We start from the raw sequence: 21980 nt of genomic DNA, 5'->3' as shown, positions 1-21980 counted from the left end.
TAATCACATTATAAGTTCGGCCCGCTAAAGCCTAAATTTTTCATTCCCTTTTTTATTTCAGGCGCGCTCATAAACAGCCTCCAGAGCAGGCCGCTTCTGTAATTTTCGGTCATAACCACAATAGGTCCCTGATCAATCGCCAGGTATGAATCGGCAAACCAGGGATTTGTTAAATTAAAAGCATCGTAAAAGCCGTATTGTCCCCATAACTTATCGCCAAGTGTGTAGTAAAAAAAATGCAGGGCCGCCATTGATTGCGTTGGCGTATAGGGCAATGAAGCAATAGCAGCAGTAGGTGCAATTACTCCCACATCATTGGTTGGAGAGCTTGCTGTATATCCACCTTCAATATCACTTGCTGTTAGTCCCCAGCAATTAGCGCTGTAACCGCCATTACCAAGGGGATTTGCCACACAATAATTATAATTGATCATGGCGTGAGCTTTGGTTTGCGTTTCGTAATTGGCATATGCATCTGTTAAACCTGTTGGGTTAATACCCAAAAAAGAGTAATGCTCAAAAAACAACGGCCCGCCCCTGTCAGGCCCGAGCGGAAGGGTAACGCCATAAAAGCTTTTACCATTTTTAATACTGCCGCTACCCGCCCATCCCTGGTCATAAACTGACTTTGGAATGCTGTGTTTTGTTGACGAGGCACCAAGTACATAAACGATGAGGGCCTCATTCCAACCGGTTATTTTCATATTGATGGCCCAGCCCTGATCGGGGCTCCAATGCCAATACAATACATTCTGGTCATTTTGCCTGAACCAATCCCATTCCACACCGCTCCATAAAGTATTAATATCTGCACGCAACTGCGTTTCGGCTGTATTAGCCGAACTGAAATATTGACGGGCAGTGATCAGCCCCTGCATCAGGTATGATGTCTCCACCAAATCGGCACCGTTATCCTGTGCGCTGAAAGGCACAACAGCACCGGTAGCCCCGTTTAACCAGTGTGGGAAAGCACCATGAAATTTTTGCGCTTTGGTGTTTAAAAAGCCTACTATCTTCTGCATCCGGGCCAAACCATCGGCATAAGAAATATAACCCCGGCTTATACCGGCAACGATAGCCATAATACCAAAACCCGAACCGCCCGAAGTAACTACATCGCCCGACGAATTACGCTCGCGGGCAAGGCCGCTGGTGGGATGCCCAAAATCGTAAAAGTACTTGAGTGTTTGCCTTTCAACCAGATCAAGCAGCTGTTCATCGGTTATGGCAGGAAACTTAGCCGTGCTGTCAATAGCAGTGGTGAGCTGCACCTCAAGCGCCGATTGCAGGTTACTGCCTTTTGCAGACTTTAACGCTGTTGAAACTTTAAGCGAATATTGCGTAATGGGCTGAAGACCTGTTGGCGTTATTACAACTGTGCTGTCGTGATGCTGAAAAGTCACACTATAAGCTGCCGCTGCTCCGCCTTTGGTAGCAACGCTAACACTGCCCGTTACCGAAGTTTGGCTAAGCGGAGTTGAAAATGAAATGGCGATAGCCGGCTTTGTATTTACATTGGAATAGCTAAAACCATTGGACTGGCCGTTAACTTTAAGCGCGCTAAAGGTAAATGGCACAGGCGTAACTGGATCAGGATTATTTTTTGAACTTTTACCACAGGTAAAAAACAAAAAAACTGCCCCCAACGCCCAACTGTTCTTAAATTTCCTCATTCCGGTGCTTAAAAAAGGTTGCCTGCCTTTTGGGCAGGACAACCTAAATCAAATCAACTGTGTATTATCTTCCTAATTTTTCGAGATTATATAGAGCCGAGACCTGTGAAGCAGAAAGCGCTTTGTTATAAAACCTGATATTATCTAAAGTACCGGTAACAAAGCCTGCCCAGTCCTGTGCGCCCGTGCTAATAGTAAGCGAGGGCGTTGTTTGAAATTGCAGTGTTCCGAAAACCATTTTTGATGCTTTACTCCAATCTATAGGTGCAAAACCTGCAACTGTATTTTTACCGGCCTGTGCGCCGTTATAGTAAACATATATTGTTGAGCTTGGTTCATCAAAAGTTACAGTAATATTGATCCATTGATTCCAGGGATTGTCAACACTATAGCCGCCTTCCCAGCCATCAATACCGGTTGAAACCCCCGGTTTGTTATAAGCGTGCACCTTAAGTACCCCTTTGGTTGAAGAACCGCCATTATCAAAAAATATGGCAAGGCTGCCCCAGAAACCGGGGTCACCGGCCTGGCTATTTTGAAGATCCAATAATCCGATAGCAGCAGTATTTTGAGGCATATTTACCCACAAGCTGGTAGTAAAGCTTTTTAATCCTTTAATTCCCGCTGGCGTATCATAAAGTGCATAAGCTTTATCGGCTCCTTTAAGGCCGTTACCGTTAAGCCCTTTAGCAAAGCTTGTTCCGGTAGCAACACCTGTAGCGCCTGTAAGACTATCAGCTAAACTACTGGTAAACGGAAAATAAGCAACAAGACTTGAAGGTTCAATATCCTTACTACTGCTGTAGCCACCAAACGTTGGCAATGGTTTTGAAGGTGCATAGGTTTTAGGATCAAAACCTTTATGACATGCTGTTATAGTTAAACTCGCAGCTGCACCCACCAGGAGCATAACTTTAAGTGATTTGTTAATTTTTTTCATCGCTGTTGAATTTGATAGATTAATAACCCGGGTTTTGTGTCAATGTACCTGCGCTCAAATCAATTTCGGTTTGAGGAACCGGCCATACTTCGTTTTTACCTGCTTTCCAGCCACGCGAACCGAATACTTCAGTACCACGTCCCTGACGGATCACATCAAAATAGCGATCAAACTCCATAGCAAACTCAACCCGTCTTTCTTTGTAAATAGCGGTGCGTAAAGCAGCCTGCTCTGTTGTGGTAACTTTTGGCAGTATAGCTGCATTGCCGCCCCTTGCCCGTGCACGTACCAGTTCAAGCGATGTTAACGCCGCCCCCGAATTACCCAACTCATTATTGGCTTCCGCATTCATCAACAATACTTCTGCGTAGCGCAAAACAATTTTATTTTGCTGACAGCCCTCATTAAAACCTGATACATACAATGCAAATGGTACGTATGATTTCTGGTTATACATCGGATTGTCACCATCGGCCGGGATCTTATCACCTTCGGGTGTTGTTTCGCCCCTGAATATAATAGTAGCATCACGGCGCGGATCACCGGTTTCATAGGCAGCAGCCAAATCGGCCGAAGGCACATTAAAGCCCCAGCCGCCACCGGTTACCCCCCGCACACCTTGAACTTGTGAATATTGGGAGTTAGAAGCCGCAGGATTATTAGGGATAAGCATACATTGGATCTCGAAGATTGATTCCTGGTTGTTTTTGTGCGTTGTGCGGAACATTTGCTCATAATCAGGATACAATGAATAACCCATGCCCATCACCTGAGTTGTGTAGGTAACTACATCGTTCCATTTTTTCTGATACAAAGCTACTTTTGCATGCAGAGCTAAAGCAGCCCCCTTGGTAGCATGACCTATATCTGCCGAGCTGTATGATTGAGGCAAAACACCGGCGGCATCATTCAGATCGGTTTCAATAGCAGCCCAAACCTGAGCCTTGGCTGTACGCGGCAAATTATAATCAGTAGCGCTTTTTGGCAGGCTTAAACGCAATGGAACATCACCAAAAGCCCTAACCAGCCTGAAATAAGCATAGGCCCTGATAAACTTTGCCTCGGCAAGATACCTTGCTTTCAACGATTCATCCATGTTGATACCTGGTACATTGCCCAGGATCTGGTTGGCGAAGTTGATAGTTTGGTATTGCCCCGCCCAAAAATCAGCAACCTGACCTTCACCGGCTGTAGCCGAAAAGTTATGAAAGTTATTCATAAAGGTAGCATCAGTAGGACTACTCCCTTTTTCAACGTCATCTGCTCCCATGCTTTCAACAGCAATTGGTGCAAAGGCAATGTTTTTCCACTCGTGCAGGTTAGCATACATAGCACCTACCGCGGCAGTAGCATCTGCCTGTGTTTTCCAGAATTGTGTGGCGGCCTGATTACCCGCCGGGTCCACATTTAAAAAGCTTTTTTTACAGCTTTGAAATGATATAGCAGTTGCAATAAAACCTAAAATAACGGCTTTGTGCAATATAGTTTTTTTACTGTTTTTCATCTTTATATTGATTAAAAAGTAACGTTAACACCAAAATTATAAGTAGCGTAAAGCGGATACACGCTGGCATCGATCCCCATGCTACCAACCGAGCCACCTACTTCAGGAGTAAAGCCCTTATAACCGAAGAAATTGAGCGCATTTTGTGCATTGGCATACAACCTTACGCGTTGTATTTTCCATTTGCTCAACAGGCTGCCAGGCAGGGTATAACCTAACTGAGCATTTCTAAGCCTGAAATAAGCGCCGCTTTCTACATAAAATGAATTTGGTTTAGCGTTATCAGTAGCACCAACGTTTACTGACGGGTAGGTATTTGAAGTACCCGGACCATGCCAGCGGTGATCATAAAAATCTTTAGTGAAGTTTTCGTTACCAAAGCGATAGGCTATGTTGGCATTATAAACACTAACATCTGCCGTTCCCTGAAAATCTAAAGCCAGGTCAAAGTTTTTGTAAGTGAACGAAGTGTTGATACCGTAATTATATTTTGGAAGCGGGCTGCCCAATACCACACGGTCTTTACTATCAATTACACCATCATTATTAGTGTCCTGGTAAATAAAGTCACCAGGATGTGCTGTTGTTTGTTTAGAGGCAGCTACCTCCTGCGCAGTTTGGAATATACCGGTAACCTTGTAGCCATAAAACTCGCCTATTGGCTCACCAACAACGGTACGTGTAGCCAGCTGGCCGTTTGCTATGCCGTTACCTCCCTGATAAATCGGGTTTTTACCACTCAATACGCTTAACACTTTATTGTTGTTGATGCCAAGGTTTGCACTTACGCTGAAGTAAAAATCTTTATTGACTTGTTGTTTCCAGCCTACCAGGAACTCAAAACCGCGGTTACGGATGCTGGCCTGGTTACCTATCAGGTTACTTCCGGTAGTACCTAATGATGAAGGGATAGGAATAGCGAATATTGCATCGCGGGTTTCCCTGTTATAATAGTCGGCCTCAAACGATAATTTGTTATCTAAAATTGCACCTTCGATACCAAAATCTGTAGCTACCGCTTTTTCCCAAACAATGGTTGGAGGCACTACGGTATTGATACTTGAACCCTGGGCGGCTGTTTGCGGGTTACCGAATATATAAGTCAGATAAGGATCAGATGATACCGTTTGCTGAGTAGGGTTAATAGGCACTACAGAGTTACCCACCTTACCCCAGCTTCCGCGAAGCTTCAGATTACTAAACACTTTTTGATTTTTCATGAAATCCTCGTTGGTAATAACCCAGCCGGCGCCCACCGAAGGGAAATATCCATAGGTATGGTTACCATAAAACTGCGAAGCGCCGTCACGACGGATAGATGCATTAAGCAGATACCTATCGTTAAATGAATAATTAACACGGGCAAATTGTGATACCGCACGGGTATGGATCTGTTGCGCAGGATCGCGGTAATAGGTTACGTTTGTAGTATCAGGAAACGAACTGTGCTGACTACCGCTGCTTGCATAAGGTACATTTTGTGCATGTGCATCCAATTGTTTTGCCCGGTTATTTTGCGCACTGTAACCTAATAACGCAGTGATCTTATGTTGTTTTATTTTAACGTCATAAGTCAGCGTGTTTTCCCAGATCCAGTTGCGGGTTTCAGTGTGGTTCACATCAAGGTTTGAATTCAGGCTTTTTTGAGCCAGTGTAGCGTAATAAACCGGAGTGTAACCTCTTACCTCAGCTTGGCCTATATCGCCGCCAAAGCTTGTTTTGAATTTAAAGTTTTTAAGAAACGATACCTCGCCATAAGCATTGTAAGTAAGGCGCAGGTTACGCGATTTCTGATTATAGAAATCAAGTGTTGCCTGCGGATTGTAGTTGTTACCATCACCTGTGTGGTAATCATTCGGATCGCCATAAGCACCATCTTTATAAAATACAGGCAATGTAGGCGCAACACCAAATAACTCATGAAAAATGCCGCCGTCTACGTCGTTTGATTTACCGGCAAGCCCGTTCAGTGTGTATCCAAGTTTAAGCGCTTTTACCGGCTTAAAATCATTTGATAAGTGAACGGTATAACGTTTGTAGTTGTTTGTTTTTGCCAAACCATCCTGGTCAAGGTACCCGAATGAATAGTTATAGGTCATTTTATCGGTACCACCGCTAACTGCTACCTGGTGACTGGTTACAAATGCATCACGCAAGATCTGAGCATACCAATCGGTACCCTTACCAAAGCTTGCAGGATCGTTGAATAATACCGGTGTGATGTTGTTGTAAGTATACAACTCGTTTATAGCAGTTGCATATTCAGTTGCGTTGGCCATCTTAACCTGGTTTGTAACAGACTGCCAGCCGGCATATCCGTTATAGTTGATAACCGGTTTGCCTTTTGAACCTCTTTTAGTACTTACCAATACAACACCGTTTGCAGCACGGATACCATAAATTGCCGTACTTGATGCGTCTTTAAGGATAGATATATTTTCAATATCCTGCGGGTTAAGGAAACTGATATCGTTATACCAAACGCCATCAACAACAAACAACGGGCTTACATTACCATAAACAGTACCCAAACCACGAATGCTAACTGATGGTGATGAACCTGGCGCGCCGCTGTTGGTAATTTGCACACCGGCAACTTTACCCTGTAAACCACTTAATGGGTTAACAGAAGCCTGCTTTGCTATATCAGCACCTTTTACTGATGCAACGGAGCCCGTAACATCAAGCTTACGTTGGGTACCGTAACCAACAACAACAACCTGCGCCAGTTCATTGGCTTGTGCCTGTAATGTTACATTCAATGTGGTTTGTCCATTTACGGGTACAGACTTGGTTGCATAACCGATATAAGTAATGGTTAAGATTGCATTTTTTGATGCCTTAATGGAGTAAAGGCCGTTAACATCTGTTTGGGCTCCGTTAGTTGTTCCTTTTTCCTGAACCGATACGCCTATCAGGGCTTCGCCGGTGGCGGCGTCGGTAATTTTTCCTTTTACTGTAACGTTTTGTGCAAACGCAGCGTCAATGGAAAAAAGAAGCAATAACATCAACCCTGAAATAGTAAAAATTCTTTTCATAGTGGTTAATTAAATAAAAAGCGGATTAGAAATAATTGGTTTATTATTCTACAAAGCTGAACAGATAATGCTTTCTTAACAAATATTGATACTCAACATTAATACATCATCATAAAAATACTTTCTCAAAAGTTATTTTATTATTTTATAAAATATTGAAAATAAGATATTTATATACATAAAATGTATATATGACATACTACACAAACCGCTATGCCGGGCTTGTGCAGAAATAGCATCATGAGAGGTAATGATGTAGTGTTATAACTCGATGAGAAACTCGGTAAGGTTTTTATCATGCTCCAGATTGAGCTTTTTACGGAGCCTGTAACGCCGGATCTCCACACCACGCAATGAAATATTAAGCAGCGATGCCATCTCCTTACTGCTCATGTTCATGCGCAGGTAGGCGCATAATTTAAGGTCATTTGGCACCAGGTCGGGATGACCCGCTTTGAGTTTCTTAAAGAAATTTTCGTGCGCTTCGTTAAAACTGTTCTCAAAAATATTCCAGTCGCGGTCATCGCTCATGCCTTCATCAATCACTTTCTGGATGCGGCGCAATTGCTCGTCGGCAAGTTTTTTTCCACTGCTGTCTTTAAGGTGCCCGAGTTCATCGCTTATTTTTTGCAGCAGTTCATTTTTATAAACAATGTTCATGGCCGAGTTTGCCAGCTCACGGCTTTTGCTGGCCAGATCGGCCTGCAGCTGCTCATTTTTTATATTGATGATGTGCTGCTCATTGGCGATAGCCTCCTGCTTTAAAAACTCTTCTTTCTCTTTTTGAAGTTTCTGGTGGATGTGCTGCTGATGACGCTTTAGTTTAAGGCGATAATAATGCCTGATGATGTAATATGACAGTACGATCAACAGCAGATAAAAAACCATGGCTATCTTGCCGGCATACCAAGGTGGTAATATGGTAAAGGTGAAAACGGTTTCGGCCGATACCTGCTGATCATTGATCTTGGCGCGTACCTTAAAATGATATGTACCCTGATCGAGGTTGGTAAACTCTTTTTGGCTTTGCGATGTCCAATCGCTCCACTGGTGCGAATAACCGTCGAGATAATATTGGAATTTGATCTTAGCCTGCCTGAAATACGGCAACGAATAAGCTATACGGATGTTGTTTTGGGCGTAGGGTATTTCAATTGCATCTTTGCTAAAACCATCCTCGCTTATTAATGATACCTTATCGGTCACATTCTCAACCCGCCTGATGAGTACGCTGGGGATATTGATACTACTACCGCGCAATGCATCATCATCATTGAGTATTACAAAGCCGTCATCAACACTAATGAGGTAAGTTGAGTTATTAATGCGGTTTATGGTTTCATAATGCTGCACCATTTGCCCGCTTAGTATGGTGAAGCGATTGGTATCGATAGTTAATTTCCCCGGCACCGAAAGATCGGCAAGGGCAACCCTGCCCTGGTTAATGAACCAATACTTTTTGCCTATAGCTTTTATGATTTTGCTTGAAGTGGCAAACGTAACCAGCTTTTTATTCAGCTGCTGGTATTTGTAAAAACGATCAGTAATATCATCATACACATAAAATCCAGAATCGGATGAAAAAACGATGCGGTTGTCCAGGTCAAATACATTGATATTATAGCTACCAGGCAGGCCATAACTTTTATCATAATAAACACGTGATACAACCTTTTTTTGGTCGGCGCTGAGGGAAAGCTTATAGATGCCTTTATAAGCATGGCTTACCCAGATCTGCCCTTTACTATCCCGTTCAACGTAGCGCGAGGGTTCGCCGAAATCGGCCAGTTTATGGTTAAAATGCCAGTTCCCCGCCGCATCTTTTTTATAGATGACCAAGCCCGTGTAAGTACCCTGGATCAGCATATCCGGAGCTATTTTTTTGATGGTCCAGCCGCCCGTGATATCCGAGATCTTAGTTATTGAGCTACCGGTTACCTGGTAAGTACCATCGTTGTGGCCGCACAGCAGTCGCCCATCCTGCAGGGAAAGGTCCCACACCTGCCCCTGTGAACCGGGGATCAGCTTAAAATCAAATGACTGAAAAGGCCCTTTGTTACTCTCGGGTAGCCAATCGCTGTAAAACAAGCCCTGGTTAGTGCCGAGGTAGATCTTCTTATCAAAAATAATACTGGCGTAAACGGTACCGAACTTGCCTGTTTTATCAAAATAAAAATACAATGGTGAGTTAACCTCAATACGGTCGATCCCATTATCAAGTCCTGCCCAAAGATTTTGCTCTGTATCGGTATATAAACTCAATACCGTATTGTTTTGCATGCCGCTGGCTTTGTTAATGTGTTGTACTACCCTACCCGCGGTATTAACTATTACAATGCCGTTAAGAATGGTTCCGTAAGCAAGATATCTGCCTGCAATAGCCACCCCGTTATTAAGCTGATAAGTTTTTAAAAAGTCGTTACATTGATTGGCCCAGGGTTTAATAGTTTCCCCATCGTAAATAAACAAACCACTTTTGGCCGTACCAATAATGTATTTATTATGCTGAAAAGGCAGGATAGACAATACGCCACTTCCACCAAGAATATCGCTGCCCTTTACATACTCTAACTTTGAGCCCTTAAGCTCAAACAGTCCTTTTAACAGCTGCTCTATAAAAAAGCGGTTGCCCGCTTTAAAGAGAAAGAGGTAAGGCTGTCGCGTTTTTACAACTTCGATCTTCCCATTTGAGTAAATATAGATGGAGCCGAAAGCCTGGAACAAGATCCTGTCTTTTTCGCAATAGATCTTCCAAACCTCCTCATTTATGGGCAAAAACTTTTTAGGTACCAGGTTTACGAGCGATGTATATTTTAAAAAACCTTTGTCGTCATTTTCCCAGTAGCCAAATTCACCATAACCGCCTGCATAAATTTTTCCTTTACCATCGGCAGTTACCGCCCGCACTATTAACCCGTTAGGCATATGGTACTGCTGCCAGTATTTACCGTCAAAAGCAAGCAGGCCCTGTGCATTACCAAAATACATAATGCCATGCTCATCGCGCGTTACCGACCAGTTTTGATTACCAAACTGGTAAAGGGCCTTGGTATAATTTTGCACATACGGAACCCCTATGCTCTTAATATCAACCGCAAATGTTTGCCAAACCGAAAAACAAAGCAGGTAAATAAAAACTAACAGGGGTTTACGCATGGTTAAAATAAAATGATGCTAATGTAATCAAGTTACGAAAGTAATGTTTGAGCCCGATAAAAGAAAAAAGCCTACCCTTGCGGATAAGCTTCGTATCATCTATTGGATTTAGCTAATTTCAATCGGCCAGTTGCAACTTGCTTTTGCTCACGTTTACTGGTTGAGGTACTTTTACATAATACCCGGTGCCATCATAAACACGTTTGCGCGGATGAGATTTACATTCTTCGCTGCAGCAGCCATCCATAGCGGTTCCGCATTCGTCGCATTGGGTAAAATGCTCATTACACTCCGGGTTGGCACAATTGATCATTTTAGGCGTGGTTTTACCGCAATTTAAGCAGGTTGAAATAACAACCGGGTTAACGCTGTTCACATCAACCGAAAGGCGGTTATCAAACACATAACATTTGCCTTCAAAATCCTCGCCACCTGCTTCTTTGCCATATTTAATGATACCGCCGTGCAGCTGGTATACTTCAGGGAAACCTTCGTGCAAAAGCAATGCCGAAGCTTTTTCACATTTGATACCACCGGTGCAGTAAGTAAGGATCTTTTTATCCTTGTATTGCGCCAACTCATTGATCATAGCCGGAAAATCACGAAAGTTATCGATATCAAGGGTTACGGCGTTTTTGAATTTGCCTAAAGAATGCTCATAGTTTGAGCGAACATCCAATACAACAACATCATCCCTGTCCTTCATCGCCAAAAACTCTTTCGGCTCCAGGTGTTTGCCTGTTTTTTGTTTTGGGTCGATAACGTTAGGATCACGCAAGCCTGAGTGTACGATCTCTGATTTATAACGTACGTGCATTTTCACGAACGATGGTGTATCTACCTCATCGATCTTAAACTCGGTTTTGGCGAAACGTTCGTCGGCGTGTACGGTATCCATATAGGTTTTACAAGCCTCAACAGATCCTGAAACAGTACCATTAAGACCTTCATCGGCTACAATAATGCGCCCGGTTAAACCTAAGCTTTTACAAAATTTTAAATGATCGGCAGCAAATTGCTCCGCATTAGCTATTGTTGAATAACAATAGTATAGTAGGGTATTATACATTTCCATAAAATCATTGATACTGCTGCAAACAGTGTTAAATGAGCGGCGCAAAGATACGAACTTTGTTCGTAGTCCGAAAGTCTGAAGTCAGAAAGTCCGTAAGTAGAATTTCAGCAATTAAAATGGCTACTCAAAAACTTTCGGACTTATGCGGACTTTCCGACTTCCGGACTGAAATACTATCTTATCCCGTAAAAGATCCTGAAGCCCTGGATGTATTTTTTATCGCCGGCATAGGAGATACCATAATCAACCCGGAAGATGAGGCGCTGCACACCTACGTAAAACTCGCGGTAATTGCGGTTGTTTTTGGTGGTGAGATAGTTGGCGCCGATGATTTCTTCAAGCTTCAATTTTCTTAACAGCGGGATGCGGTTAAATAACGAACCTGCAAAATTATGCTGATAATGTGCTTCTAAAAATGCACCGTTGGTGCTGTAGGTATAAAACGGCAGGAAATGGAAGCTGCCCACATAGGTAGGATCGAAAGTGGTACCCTGGTTACCTAAAAAGTGATTGTAATCCATATAGTACAGGGTGTTGTTATTGAAAAAACCTCCGCCTGATACTTTGAATGATGAATAGCCGGAAAGGCCCACACGGATATGGTCCTGCGAAAGATCGACAGAGGCAAAATCATAATCTACATCCGAACCAATGATGTTTTTAAATCCTTTACGGTAGTTTACCGTTAACGTTGGATATTTTGATGGCAGATTGAACTTACCTGTAGGCCTGGTTTCGTACCGCTGATCGAACGTAAAAGTAGCCGTCGCATTAAATACTAATGCCTGGTTATCCGGGAACAGGAAGGAATGATCATCGGCCGGGGTACCCGGCGGAGCTAACGGATTATTTGATGTAAACTGGCGATCTTTAATATCCTTTATCTTACTGAAAGATGTATTATACAATTGTGAACGGCTGGAATAAGAAAGCCCCCCTTTTAAAAACACACCATTCAATATTTCGCGCTGATAACCAAAATCGCCATAGTGGCTACGGTAATATTTAACGTAATTGTTCTCGCTAAGAAGGGTACTCAGCGTATTGAAATATAACGAACGCGTACCGACATTATTAAGGTCGAGCACATCGCTCCCAAAATCGGCATAAAACTTAGCATTATGGAAAGGGTCATTCTTATAGTCGATCCCCATGTTGGCGCTGAAGACCTTGTTGGAGAAACCATAACGTAAGGCTGGTGTAATTGTTAATGAATGAAAATCATCAATGGTGCGAATATAACTCACTTTGGCGTTAATGCCGAAACCCTCAACCGTATTATAATAAAAGGTTTGTATAAACGGGAAGATGTATAATGAGTCCCTGGCGCTTTTATTGCTGGCCGCATAGCCAAAAATCAGGTAACCCGGATAATTAATATGATTTTTATGATGCTGAAGCGAATCAAGGTAGGTATCTGTCTTTTTGTATTCTTCAAAGGCATCCTTTTTTTTGTAATCACGATCTTCAAATGCAGTTAAGGGTATAGGCCGCGAGTTAGACCAGTAATCGGGCTTTTTACTGTTTGCTACTGTGTCAATTTTTAAGATCTCGCCGGTAAAAAAATCATCCGGAAAAGTTGGATTGATTTTATAGTTATTATAAACAGCAGCATAATAACCGCCAAATTTAAATCCGAAAACGGCCCCTTTAAAATTGTATTGGGTTGATGCCGGCATCCATACACTATCGGTAATGGCAACATACTGCTGCCTGATCTTTAAAGTATCAACCAGGTTAAGATTGCTTGTTTTATTTTCAACAAATAGGTCAATGCTGTAAATGCGCCAGTCGCCGTCAACAATATAAATATCGCCCTGAAAATACTGGCCATGACCGCGTTTAGGGGTTATGTGGATCTTATGAATAGTATGCCCGTTCTCAACAGAGGTTCCCAGCAATTTGTAATTATAAAACCGGGGACCATATGACGCAACCGGCGATACGAAGCCTCTTGTTGCCAATCCGTTGATGATAAATACATTCTGATAAAAATTGGCCTGCAAGTCGGAGGCTTTTTTATAACCGAACGCAGTATTCTGGCCTGCCATGCGGTTGGCAATTGTAATTTCCCGAACCTTATTGGGTTTCTGAAAATTGTATTCGGACAGTGATTCGGATTGATAGAGGATACCGCGACCGTTTGTATCCAGATCGAGGGTTTTCCTTACCTCCTGCCCCAACAATGACTTAGGTACGCTCAATAACTTTTGTACCCCTTTAATATAAACTGCGCATGAGTATGACGTGGCTTCCTCGATATAGTATTTTCGCTTTTTTAACACTTGCTTCATGATAGTATCAGCAGCATCACGATTTTTGCGGTAAGTTTCGGCTACCCTGCCGGTGGCAAACACCTCGTCGGCCATTTGTACATCGTGTTCCTGATCATGATCGGCTATCGTAACCTCTTCAATTTTTTCGGTATAACCAACATAGCGATAAATCACATTGTAAGTACCCGGATTAAGCTTAAGCTGGTAAATACCGTTTTCATTGGCGGTGGTGCCGTATGTTGAATTGCGGATATAAACAGAAACAAACGGGATAACCTGTCCATTTTTATCGGTTATCTTCCCTGTTAAAAGTGATTGCTGTGCAGAGGCTGTTATTACGCTGAAAGCAGTGATTAATAGTAGTATATATTTTCTCATATGTTACTTATGGGTAATGTGTTATGGCCTAAAAATGTTTTATTATTCACTTAATAATTATTTAAGGTTTAATAAACCCAACCAAATGCCCGCGAATGCTTAATTTTGTACCCTTTAAAACACGCACGCTATGTACAACACACTAAAGCCGGTTTTACAGCAGGAACTAACCGAAATTGAAAACGCAGGGTTATACAAAAAAGAACGGATCATTACCTCGCCACAGGGTGCCGATATCACGGTGCAAAGCGGTGCCGAAGTAATTAACTTTTGCGCTAATAACTACCTGGGCCTATCGGGCAATGCCAAAGTGATTGAAGCTGCCAAAGCGGCAATGGATACCCATGGTTATGGCTTATCATCTGTACGCTTTATTTGCGGTACACAGGATATTCATAAAGAACTTGAAAAGAAGATAGCCGAATTTTTAGGCACTGAAGATACTATCCTTTACGCAGCAGCTTTTGATGCCAACGGCGGCGTGTTTGAACCATTGTTTAATGATCAGGATGCTATTATTTCTGACGAGTTGAACCATGCCTCGATCATCGACGGTGTACGCCTGTGCAAAGCCCAGCGTTACCGCTATAAACATGATGACATGGCCGACCTGGAAGAAAAACTGAAAGCTACACTGGGATTACGTCACCGCATTATTGTAACCGATGGTGCTTTCAGCATGGATGGTACTATTGCTCAACTGGATAAAATTTGTGACCTGGCCGATAAATACAATGCGCTGGTAATGATCGATGAGAGTCATTGCTCAGGTTTTATGGGCAAAAACGGTCGTGGTACGCATGAACACCATAATGTTATGGGCAGGATTGATATCATTACGGGTACATTGGGCAAAGCTTTAGGTGGCGCGTCGGGTGGTTTTACATCGGGGCGTAAGGAGATCATTGATATGTTGCGCCAGCGCTCACGTCCGTATTTATTCTCGAATACGTTAGCACCTGCCATTACAGGAGCATCAATAGCTGTACTGGATATGTTGAGCGAAACCACCGAACTGCGCGATAAACTGGAAACCAATACGCAATATTTCCGTAAAAAAATGACTGAAGCTGGTTTTGACATTAAACCTGGCGTGCATCCTATAGTCCCAGTGATGTTGTATGATGCCAAGCTGGCCCAGGAGTTTGCTGCAAAAATGCTTGAGGAAGGTATTTATGTGATCGGTTTTTACTACCCGGTTGTTCCGCAAGGCAAAGCGAGGATCAGGGTACAGATCTCAGCAGCGCATGATATGCACCACCTGGATAAGGCTATTGCAGCATTTACCAAGGTGGGTAAGGAGCTGGGAGTATTAAAATAAGGTAATTTGTCGTATTTTTGTGTTTTGACAATTGAAAGTTATGGCAAAGTTAATTTTAGATATTGAGCCGGATGTTTTAAAACAGGCAGAGCTTTATGCCGATGAAACGCATACCAATCTGTCTAAGTTAATTGAACGTTATTTAAAAAGGGTTACAACCAGCGTTACTGCTATTGAAGAGCCTAAGACAAACGTAAAAACTATAGAAATAGCAGATTGGGTTAAAAAACTAACACTATCAAAAACGCCGACTCCTGATTTTGACGCGAAAGCAGAGTACCATAAGCATCTCGATGAAAAATACGGCTTATGAAATTGGCCTTTATTGATTCAGATGTTTTGCTTGACGTTATTTTAAATAGGCCGACCTTTTATAGCGCATCTGCACAAATTCTATCGTTACCCATAGATAGCGGATATAATTTTTGCACAGCGGTACATACCCTCATTAATGTTCACTACTTTACAAAGAAACACTTAGGAGCAGAAACCGCGATCGAAGCTATAAAATTACTGTCGAAACAGCTACGGGTGTTAGGCGAAGACGCCACAACTATAAATGATGCGATAGCTTCGGACTTTAAAGATTTTGAAGATGCCGTTCAATATTTTGCCGCCAAAAATGCGGGAGTAGATCTAATCATCACCCGAAATATAAAAGACTATAAAAACTCAACAATACCGGTTTTAACAGCCGAACAATTTTTAAATACATTATAATGCAAGCTCAGATAGACCAATATACCGCCGAGATCAATGCCTTTTCGCCTGCCAATGCCGACGAACTGGAAGCGTTCCGTATTAAATTTTTAGGCACTAAGGGTATTATTAAAGACCTTTTTGAGCAGTTTAAAAGTGTTAGTCCGGAAGAGAAACGCACTTTCGGTAAAGTACTTAATGAGTTTAAACAACTGGCCGAGGCTAAGTATAACGAACTGAAAGAAAACATTGGCTCAGGCCCGCAAAGCAAAGGCAATGATCTTGACCTTACTTTACCCGGCGATGGCTTTACTGTTGGCTCACGCCATCCGTTATCATTGGTTCGTAACGAGATCATCGATATTTTTAAGCGCTTAGGTTTCGTTGTTGCTGAAGGCCCGGAAATTGAAGACGACTGGCATAACTTCTCGGCCCTGAACTTCCCGGATGAGCACCCGGCACGTGATATGCAGGATACCTTCTTCATTAAAAAGAATAATGGCAAAGATGATATCGCCCTGCGTACCCACACCTCATCGGTACAGGTACGGATGATGGAAGCAGGCAAACCACCGTTCCGCGCTATTATGCCGGGCAGGGTTTATCGTAATGAGGCTATTTCGGCCCGTGCGCATTGCTTTTTCCACCAGGTTGAAGGTTTATATGTTGATGAGAATGTATCATTCTCAGATCTGAAGCAAACCCTTTACCACTTCGTTCAGGAGCTTTATGGCGAAGGCACCAGGGTTCGCTTCCGCCCGTCGTACTTCCCGTTTACCGAACCATCGGCCGAGATGGATATTTCATGTACCATTTGCGGCGGTGCCGGTTGCAATATGTGTAAGCACAGCGGTTGGGTAGAGATTTTAGGCTGCGGCATGGTAGATCCCAACGTTTTGGAAAACTGCGGTATCGACAGTAAAAAATATACCGGCTTTGCCTTTGGTATGGGTATGGAACGTATTGCCAACCTAAAATATGTGATCCGCGATCTGCGCCTGTTCTCAGAGAACGACGTACGTTTCCTTAAACAGTTCCAAACAGAAATGTTATGAGGAAACTCGCAATAATATTACTGGTAGTTATCAGTTGCTTTTCGTGCGGAAAATCAACTGATAACGTACCAAGTGTACCTGTAAATTTCCAGGCAGCATTGGGTACACCGGCATTGAGCCCATTAAATGTTTCGGGCGGTGCAGTTGCGATTAATGGTTATGGTGTGGCCGGACTAATCATTTACCGTAAAGTGAATGGCACTTATGCAGCTTATGACAGGTGCAGCAGTTATCAGCCCGAAAAAAAATGTGCAGTAACAATTGATAATACGGGCTTTACAGTAACCGACCCCTGCAGCGGTTCAAAATTTAGCCTTGAAGATGGCACACCGGTAAAAGCCCCGGCAACAAAGGCATTAAGATCATATAGGGTAGCCGTTACCCAGTTTGAAATTCAAGTAACTAATTAATGGAAGCCGATAAAATAAAAGATAGTATTAAGCGGGCGGCGCAGGAACTTTTCCGCAAATTCGGTTACCATAAAACCAGTGTTAATGAGATTGCCAAAAAGGCTAAAATTGCCAAGGCAACTATTTATAAATACTTCGACAGCAAAGAGGCCGTGTTACACGTGCTGCTGATGGATTACATCAAAGCCAGTGTTGATGACCTGGTACAAGTCAATTCAAACGATATTGATGAAGAGGCTTACCTCAACAACCTCATCATGAAAACCTGCCGCCTCTCCTACACCGTTTGTAACGAGTTTATCGGTTGGGACTTTATCCGCGAATCAACCAATTCACAGGATTTTTTAAAAAACCTCTCCAACGAACTCGAAGAACTGCTCATGGCATCATTTATCCAGTTACCGGGCATTCGCAAGCACGAAACTTACCAGCAACGCTTACGCTTTTTGATCAAGTGCAGTAAAAGCATTGTATTCAGCTTCGCCTTTACTTCAGTAAGCGACTCGGATGTACGGAAAAATTTTGTCTCTTTCCAGAAAGAGATTTTGCCTTATTTGGTTAAGGCTGCGGTTTCGGTTTAGGCAACTAATTGGCAGCACATTAATAAAATATTATGCAACAAATTATGGTCATAACCATCGTAGGTATGAAACACATACCTGTTGCTTTGTTTATCTGATATTGTCAATTCATCCCAATCTAATTTACTCTTCTTTGTTATCCAAAACGGATAGGTTTCAATCTCAAATATATCCTCAAAATCAATACAGAACACTCTTTCACCCGAATAACCGACAACACGTTTTGTGCAAAGCAAAGTCCATTGATTTGATGGTTTAGAAAAGAAAATTACGGGAATGCCCCTTAAATATTCTTTAAGATCCGTTTTTAAGTGCCCTTTTATTGATTCAGGAAGCTCATCGAAGAAAAATGTGTATCCGTTTGATCTTTTATAAATCCCATGCCTGCCAGCTTTCCATTTAATTCGGTTCAGCATATATTCATCTGTCTTCTTCATCAGGTATAAAACTATCAAAAAATGATAACCTAACATTATTGACATTGCGATTCGCAAATAAAAAACAGAACATAAACTTTGAAATACAAAGTACTTTATATTATATTTGTACAGGCTTAAATCAGGCCTTTCTTTTTAAATAACAACTTTGAAATACAAAGTACTTTATATCTAAACAATCATGATAGAGGAACAAACACCAAAACAAACAACATTAGGCTGGCTCAGGGAGTCGGCAACGTTTAAATTAATCTTCATCGGCTTACTCACCTTACTGCTGTTGATACCTTCGGCGTTTATCCGCGACCTCATTAATGAGCGGGCCAACACGCAAAACGAAACTATTAAAGAAGTATCAGACAGTTGGTCGGGCAGTCAGATCATCAAAGGCCCGGTATTGGTTATCCCTTATAAAAAAGGGATAAATATGACTGATACGGCGAGGCAACAAGCTACGGAAAACCTGTATATACTACCAGATAACCTGCATATCAAGGCTGGTCTTACAACACAGATCCTGCATCGTGGCATTTTTGATGTAGCTGTATATAATACCCAGGTAAAAGTAAGCGGCAACTTTGCCAAACTCGATCTTTCATCTCTCGGTATAAATATCAACCAGCTTATTTTAAACAAAGCCCGGTTTGAATTTAGCGTAAGCGACCTGAAAGGTTTAAAAAGTAACCCTATTATAAAAACAACACAACCAACACTCAGCGCCGAACCTTCGTTTGATTCTGTATTTGGTAATGGCTTACAGGCCGCTGTTGACCTTTCCTCAATAAGCAATAATGAAGTTCCTTTTGATTACACGCTTGATTTAAAAGGTAGCGAGGGGCTAAGCTTTTTACAGCTTGGCAAAACCACTGATGTGCAGGTTAATGGCAACTGGAGCAGCCCCAGCTTTGATGGCAATCACCTGCCCGATGAGCGTAAAATTGATACCGGTGGTTTTAGCGCCAGCTGGCGAATGATGTACTATAACAGACCTTTTCCGCAACAGTGGGCGGGCGCAGAAAAAAAGTTGGATAACGATAAGAAACTTGAGGATGCTACCTTTGGTGTGAAGCTTCGCCTCCCTGTTGATCAGTACCAGAAAACCATGCGTACCAGCAAGTATGCCATATTTATCATACTACTCACTTTCATCTCCCTATTTTTAACCGAAGTTATCCGTAAGCAACCGATACATATGTTTAATTACATACTCATTGGTGCTGCTATGGTTATTTACTATACACTGTTGCTATCGTTTTCGGAACAGGTTGGATATAATTTTGCTTACCTCATCGCATCTGCGTCAACAATAGCACTCATATCTGTATTCATATCGTCCCTGCTAAAAAACGGAAAGGCAGCAGTATTGTTTGCCTTTATTTTAGCGGTGTTTTACGCGTTCATCTTTGTGATCATTCAACTGGAAGATCTTGCTTTAATGGTTGGTAGTATCGCGCTATTCATCATTATAGCTATACTGATGTATTTTTCGCGCAAAATAAACTGGGATAAAAATTAATCACTACGGGCGTTAATCAGCAAAGGTTTCGGCGATCTTTGCTGATTACAAATTAAACCCTATACCAATTTGGTTTTTAGTTTAAAATTTACTATGTTAGCATAGTAAATTTTTTGTTTTATGAGCCGCGAACTAACAGAACTTTCAGACCTGATTGATGAGCAATTTGAGATAGAAGATATTACCGTTGACGATAACATGGTTAATTATCTGCTGAGTTTATTTGCTTAGAAATCCTGCTTCAACATCGTAACGCCTTTGAAAGGCGACCGGCTTTTTTTTGCCTTTCCCTTCCCATTTTCAGGATTAAATAAATAGGGTTAACTTTGCAGCCTGATGAGTAAAGCTAACAAACCAAAGTTTTTTGAGAACGTACAGATCATTGATATTGCCGAAGAAGGCAAAGGCGTAGGCAAAGCAGATGATTTTGTTCTTTTTGTAGACAAGGCCGTACCCGGTGATATTGCCGATGTACAAGTGTACCGGAGTAAGAAAAACTTCGGCGAGGGTAAGATCACCGAATTAAAACAAGCTTCAGAATACCGTACAACTGCTTTTTGCGAACACTTCGGTACCTGCGGGGGCTGCAAATGGCAGCACATGACCTACGAAGCCCAGCTTAAATTCAAACAAAAATCGGTTGTTGATGCCTTAAGTCGTTTAGCTAAGATCAACGTTGACGGCATTATGCCAATCGTCCCCTCTCCTGCTGATAGATATTATCGCAATAAACTTGAGTTTACTTTCTCCAATAAACGCTGGCTTTACGATGGCGAAAACAAGGAAGACGGCACGCTGAATATGAATGCCCTGGGTTTCCACATTCCTGGCCGCTTTGATAAGATATTAGACGTAAATCACTGCTATTTGCAAGCCGAACCATCCAACAGTTTGCGTAACGAGATCCGAGATTTTACCATTCAGCGGGGATATACCTATTATGATCTGCGTAATCACAGCGGCATGCTCCGCAATTTGGTTGTGCGTACCTCTTCAACCGGCGAGATCATGGTAATTGTAGTTTTTTCTTATGCTGAGCAAGACGAGATCGATAAGCTGATGAGCCATATTGATACCCGTTTCCCTAAGATCACCTCGCTGCTGTACATTGTAAACCATAAAAAGAACGATACTATATTTGACCAGGATGTTATAGCCTTTAAAGGTCCTGAATACATCCACGAAGAAATGAACGGGATCAAGTTCCGTATAGGGCCAAAATCATTTTACCAAACCAACTCGGTACAGGCACTTCGCCTGTATGAAATAACCCGCGATTTTGCCGAATTTAAAGGCGATGAGCTGGTGTACGACCTCTACACAGGCGCAGGTACCATTGCTAACTTTGTCGCAGGTCATGTGCGTGAAGTAGTTGGCGTTGAATACGTACCTACTGCCATTGAAGACGCCAAAGTAAATTCAGCCATCAATAACATTACCAATACCAAGTTTTACGCCGGTGATATGAAAGATGTGCTGGTAGCCGGTTTCGTAGCCGAACACGGCAAACCGGACGTGATCATCACCGATCCGCCGCGTGCAGGTATGCACCCGGATGTAGTAGCCCGCCTCATGGAAATTGAAGCACCTAAAATTGTTTATGTAAGCTGCAACGCCGCCACCCAGGCCCGCGATTTGCTGGTGTTAAAAGAAAAATATGACACCGTAAAGATTCAACCGGTGGATATGTTTCCGCATACCCAGCACGTGGAGAATGTGGTGTTGCTTGTTTTGAGAGGTTAGGGGTTGGAGATAAGAGGTTAGTTGTAGTTGGCTTATAGTTCATGGTTAATAGTTCATAGCCGAAGCCTCATCAGCGAAATCAACATAATCAAAAAACATCAACGGTCAAAATCGGTGTAATCATCCAAGAATCGGTGAAATCACAAAACAAAAAAATCAACGAAATCATCGTAATCAA

16 protein-coding genes are annotated in these 21980 nt (G+C 42.4%); 8 read left to right on the top strand and 8 right to left on the bottom strand.

Annotation, left to right across the window (positions count from 1 at the left end):
• Window positions 1-8: 8 nt before the first annotated feature.
• From AC59JO_RS17195 to AC59JO_RS17165, 7 genes are all read right to left on the bottom strand, one after another.
• Window positions 9-1673 carry a glucoamylase family protein gene (locus AC59JO_RS17195; protein ID WP_497306712.1) on the bottom strand — a complete coding sequence of 555 codons (1665 nt, stop codon included), beginning with the start codon at window positions 1671-1673 and terminating at the stop codon, window positions 9-11.
• Between the two features lie 64 nt (window positions 1674-1737).
• On the bottom strand, window positions 1738-2613 hold the full coding sequence (locus tag AC59JO_RS17190; protein ID WP_413669518.1) for a LamG-like jellyroll fold domain-containing protein: 876 nt from the start codon (window positions 2611-2613) through the stop codon (window positions 1738-1740).
• A 19-nt stretch (window positions 2614-2632) separates the two neighbouring features.
• Window positions 2633-4117 carry a RagB/SusD family nutrient uptake outer membrane protein gene (locus tag AC59JO_RS17185; RefSeq protein ID WP_413669519.1) on the bottom strand — a complete coding sequence of 495 codons (1485 nt, stop codon included), beginning with the start codon at window positions 4115-4117 and terminating at the stop codon, window positions 2633-2635.
• Window positions 4118-4128: 11 nt separating this feature from the next.
• Window positions 4129-7155, bottom strand: coding sequence for a SusC/RagA family TonB-linked outer membrane protein (locus AC59JO_RS17180; RefSeq protein ID WP_413669520.1), 3027 nt, complete (start codon window positions 7153-7155; stop codon window positions 4129-4131).
• A gap of 261 nt (window positions 7156-7416) precedes the next feature.
• Window positions 7417-10311, bottom strand: a complete 2895-nt coding sequence (locus AC59JO_RS17175; protein WP_497306709.1) for a ligand-binding sensor domain-containing protein — start codon at window positions 10309-10311, stop codon at window positions 7417-7419.
• Window positions 10312-10429: 118 nt separating this feature from the next.
• Entirely contained in the window at window positions 10430-11386 is a 957-nt protein-coding gene (gene trhO, locus AC59JO_RS17170) for an oxygen-dependent tRNA uridine(34) hydroxylase TrhO (protein ID WP_413669522.1), read from the bottom strand.
• A gap of 173 nt (window positions 11387-11559) precedes the next feature.
• Entirely contained in the window at window positions 11560-14040 is a 2481-nt protein-coding gene (locus tag AC59JO_RS17165) for a DUF5686 and carboxypeptidase regulatory-like domain-containing protein (RefSeq protein ID WP_497306707.1), read from the bottom strand.
• A gap of 130 nt (window positions 14041-14170) precedes the next feature.
• Between AC59JO_RS17165 and kbl the strand changes: the two genes are divergently transcribed.
• Genes kbl through AC59JO_RS17135 form a run of 6 tightly spaced genes read left to right on the top strand, consistent with a single transcriptional unit; the run spans window position 14171 to window position 18106 of the window.
• The gene (kbl, locus tag AC59JO_RS17160; protein ID WP_497306705.1) at window positions 14171-15361 is read left to right on the top strand and encodes a glycine C-acetyltransferase; all 1191 of its coding nucleotides are present in this window, start codon (window positions 14171-14173) and stop codon (window positions 15359-15361) included.
• A 40-nt stretch (window positions 15362-15401) separates the two neighbouring features.
• Window positions 15402-15674: a DUF6364 family protein gene (locus AC59JO_RS17155; protein ID WP_413669525.1), complete on the top strand. Its 273-nt coding sequence runs from the start codon at window positions 15402-15404 to the stop codon at window positions 15672-15674.
• The gene (locus AC59JO_RS17150) at window positions 15671-16081 is read left to right on the top strand and encodes a type II toxin-antitoxin system VapC family toxin (RefSeq protein WP_413669526.1); all 411 of its coding nucleotides are present in this window, start codon (window positions 15671-15673) and stop codon (window positions 16079-16081) included. The genes AC59JO_RS17155 and AC59JO_RS17150 overlap by 4 nt, the downstream gene beginning before the upstream one ends.
• Window positions 16081-17115, top strand: a complete 1035-nt coding sequence (gene pheS, locus AC59JO_RS17145; RefSeq protein WP_413669527.1) for a phenylalanine--tRNA ligase subunit alpha — start codon at window positions 16081-16083, stop codon at window positions 17113-17115. Before AC59JO_RS17150 ends, pheS begins: the two co-directional genes overlap by 1 nt.
• Window positions 17112-17525, top strand: a complete 414-nt coding sequence (locus tag AC59JO_RS17140) for a Rieske (2Fe-2S) protein (RefSeq protein ID WP_413669528.1) — start codon at window positions 17112-17114, stop codon at window positions 17523-17525. Before pheS ends, AC59JO_RS17140 begins: the two co-directional genes overlap by 4 nt.
• Entirely contained in the window at window positions 17525-18106 is a 582-nt protein-coding gene (locus AC59JO_RS17135) for a TetR/AcrR family transcriptional regulator (protein ID WP_091220479.1), read from the top strand. The genes AC59JO_RS17140 and AC59JO_RS17135 overlap by 1 nt, the downstream gene beginning before the upstream one ends.
• Here the strand turns inward: AC59JO_RS17135 and AC59JO_RS17130 are convergent.
• Window positions 18103-18543, bottom strand: coding sequence for a hypothetical protein (locus tag AC59JO_RS17130; protein WP_497306701.1), 441 nt, complete (start codon window positions 18541-18543; stop codon window positions 18103-18105). The genes AC59JO_RS17135 and AC59JO_RS17130 overlap by 4 nt on opposite strands.
• A 181-nt stretch (window positions 18544-18724) precedes the next feature.
• Here AC59JO_RS17130 and creD point away from each other — a divergent pair, with 181 nt between their 5' ends.
• On the top strand, window positions 18725-20059 hold the full coding sequence (creD, locus tag AC59JO_RS17125) for a cell envelope integrity protein CreD (protein WP_413669530.1): 1335 nt from the start codon (window positions 18725-18727) through the stop codon (window positions 20057-20059).
• A 336-nt stretch (window positions 20060-20395) separates the two neighbouring features.
• The gene (gene rlmD, locus AC59JO_RS17120; protein WP_497306699.1) at window positions 20396-21802 is read left to right on the top strand and encodes a 23S rRNA (uracil(1939)-C(5))-methyltransferase RlmD; all 1407 of its coding nucleotides are present in this window, start codon (window positions 20396-20398) and stop codon (window positions 21800-21802) included.
• The last annotated feature ends 178 nt before the right edge of the window (window positions 21803-21980 follow it).

The sequence above is a fragment of the Mucilaginibacter sp. A5337 genome, assembly GCF_059690695.1.
The sequence above is the reverse complement of the archived record's forward strand: the minus strand, read 5'-3'. Positions and strand labels throughout refer to the sequence as shown.

Coding starts and splice junctions, on each gene's coding strand:
- AC59JO_RS17195 (WP_497306712.1), bottom strand. CDS start 1,673: ATGAGGAAATTTAAGAACAGTTGGGCGTTGGGGGCAGTTTTTTTGTTT.
- AC59JO_RS17190 (WP_413669518.1), bottom strand. CDS start 2,613: ATGAAAAAAATTAACAAATCACTTAAAGTTATGCTCCTGGTGGGTGCA.
- AC59JO_RS17185 (WP_413669519.1), bottom strand. CDS start 4,117: ATGAAAAACAGTAAAAAAACTATATTGCACAAAGCCGTTATTTTAGGT.
- AC59JO_RS17180 (WP_413669520.1), bottom strand. CDS start 7,155: ATGAAAAGAATTTTTACTATTTCAGGGTTGATGTTATTGCTTCTTTTT.
- AC59JO_RS17175 (WP_497306709.1), bottom strand. CDS start 10,311: ATGCGTAAACCCCTGTTAGTTTTTATTTACCTGCTTTGTTTTTCGGTT.
- trhO (WP_413669522.1), bottom strand. CDS start 11,386: ATGGAAATGTATAATACCCTACTATACTATTGTTATTCAACAATAGCT.
- AC59JO_RS17165 (WP_497306707.1), bottom strand. CDS start 14,040: ATGAGAAAATATATACTACTATTAATCACTGCTTTCAGCGTAATAACA.
- kbl (WP_497306705.1), top strand. CDS start 14,171: ATGTACAACACACTAAAGCCGGTTTTACAGCAGGAACTAACCGAAATT.
- AC59JO_RS17155 (WP_413669525.1), top strand. CDS start 15,402: ATGGCAAAGTTAATTTTAGATATTGAGCCGGATGTTTTAAAACAGGCA.
- AC59JO_RS17150 (WP_413669526.1), top strand. CDS start 15,671: ATGAAATTGGCCTTTATTGATTCAGATGTTTTGCTTGACGTTATTTTA.
- pheS (WP_413669527.1), top strand. CDS start 16,081: ATGCAAGCTCAGATAGACCAATATACCGCCGAGATCAATGCCTTTTCG.
- AC59JO_RS17140 (WP_413669528.1), top strand. CDS start 17,112: ATGAGGAAACTCGCAATAATATTACTGGTAGTTATCAGTTGCTTTTCG.
- AC59JO_RS17135 (WP_091220479.1), top strand. CDS start 17,525: ATGGAAGCCGATAAAATAAAAGATAGTATTAAGCGGGCGGCGCAGGAA.
- AC59JO_RS17130 (WP_497306701.1), bottom strand. CDS start 18,543: ATGAAGAAGACAGATGAATATATGCTGAACCGAATTAAATGGAAAGCT.
- creD (WP_413669530.1), top strand. CDS start 18,725: ATGATAGAGGAACAAACACCAAAACAAACAACATTAGGCTGGCTCAGG.
- rlmD (WP_497306699.1), top strand. CDS start 20,396: ATGAGTAAAGCTAACAAACCAAAGTTTTTTGAGAACGTACAGATCATT.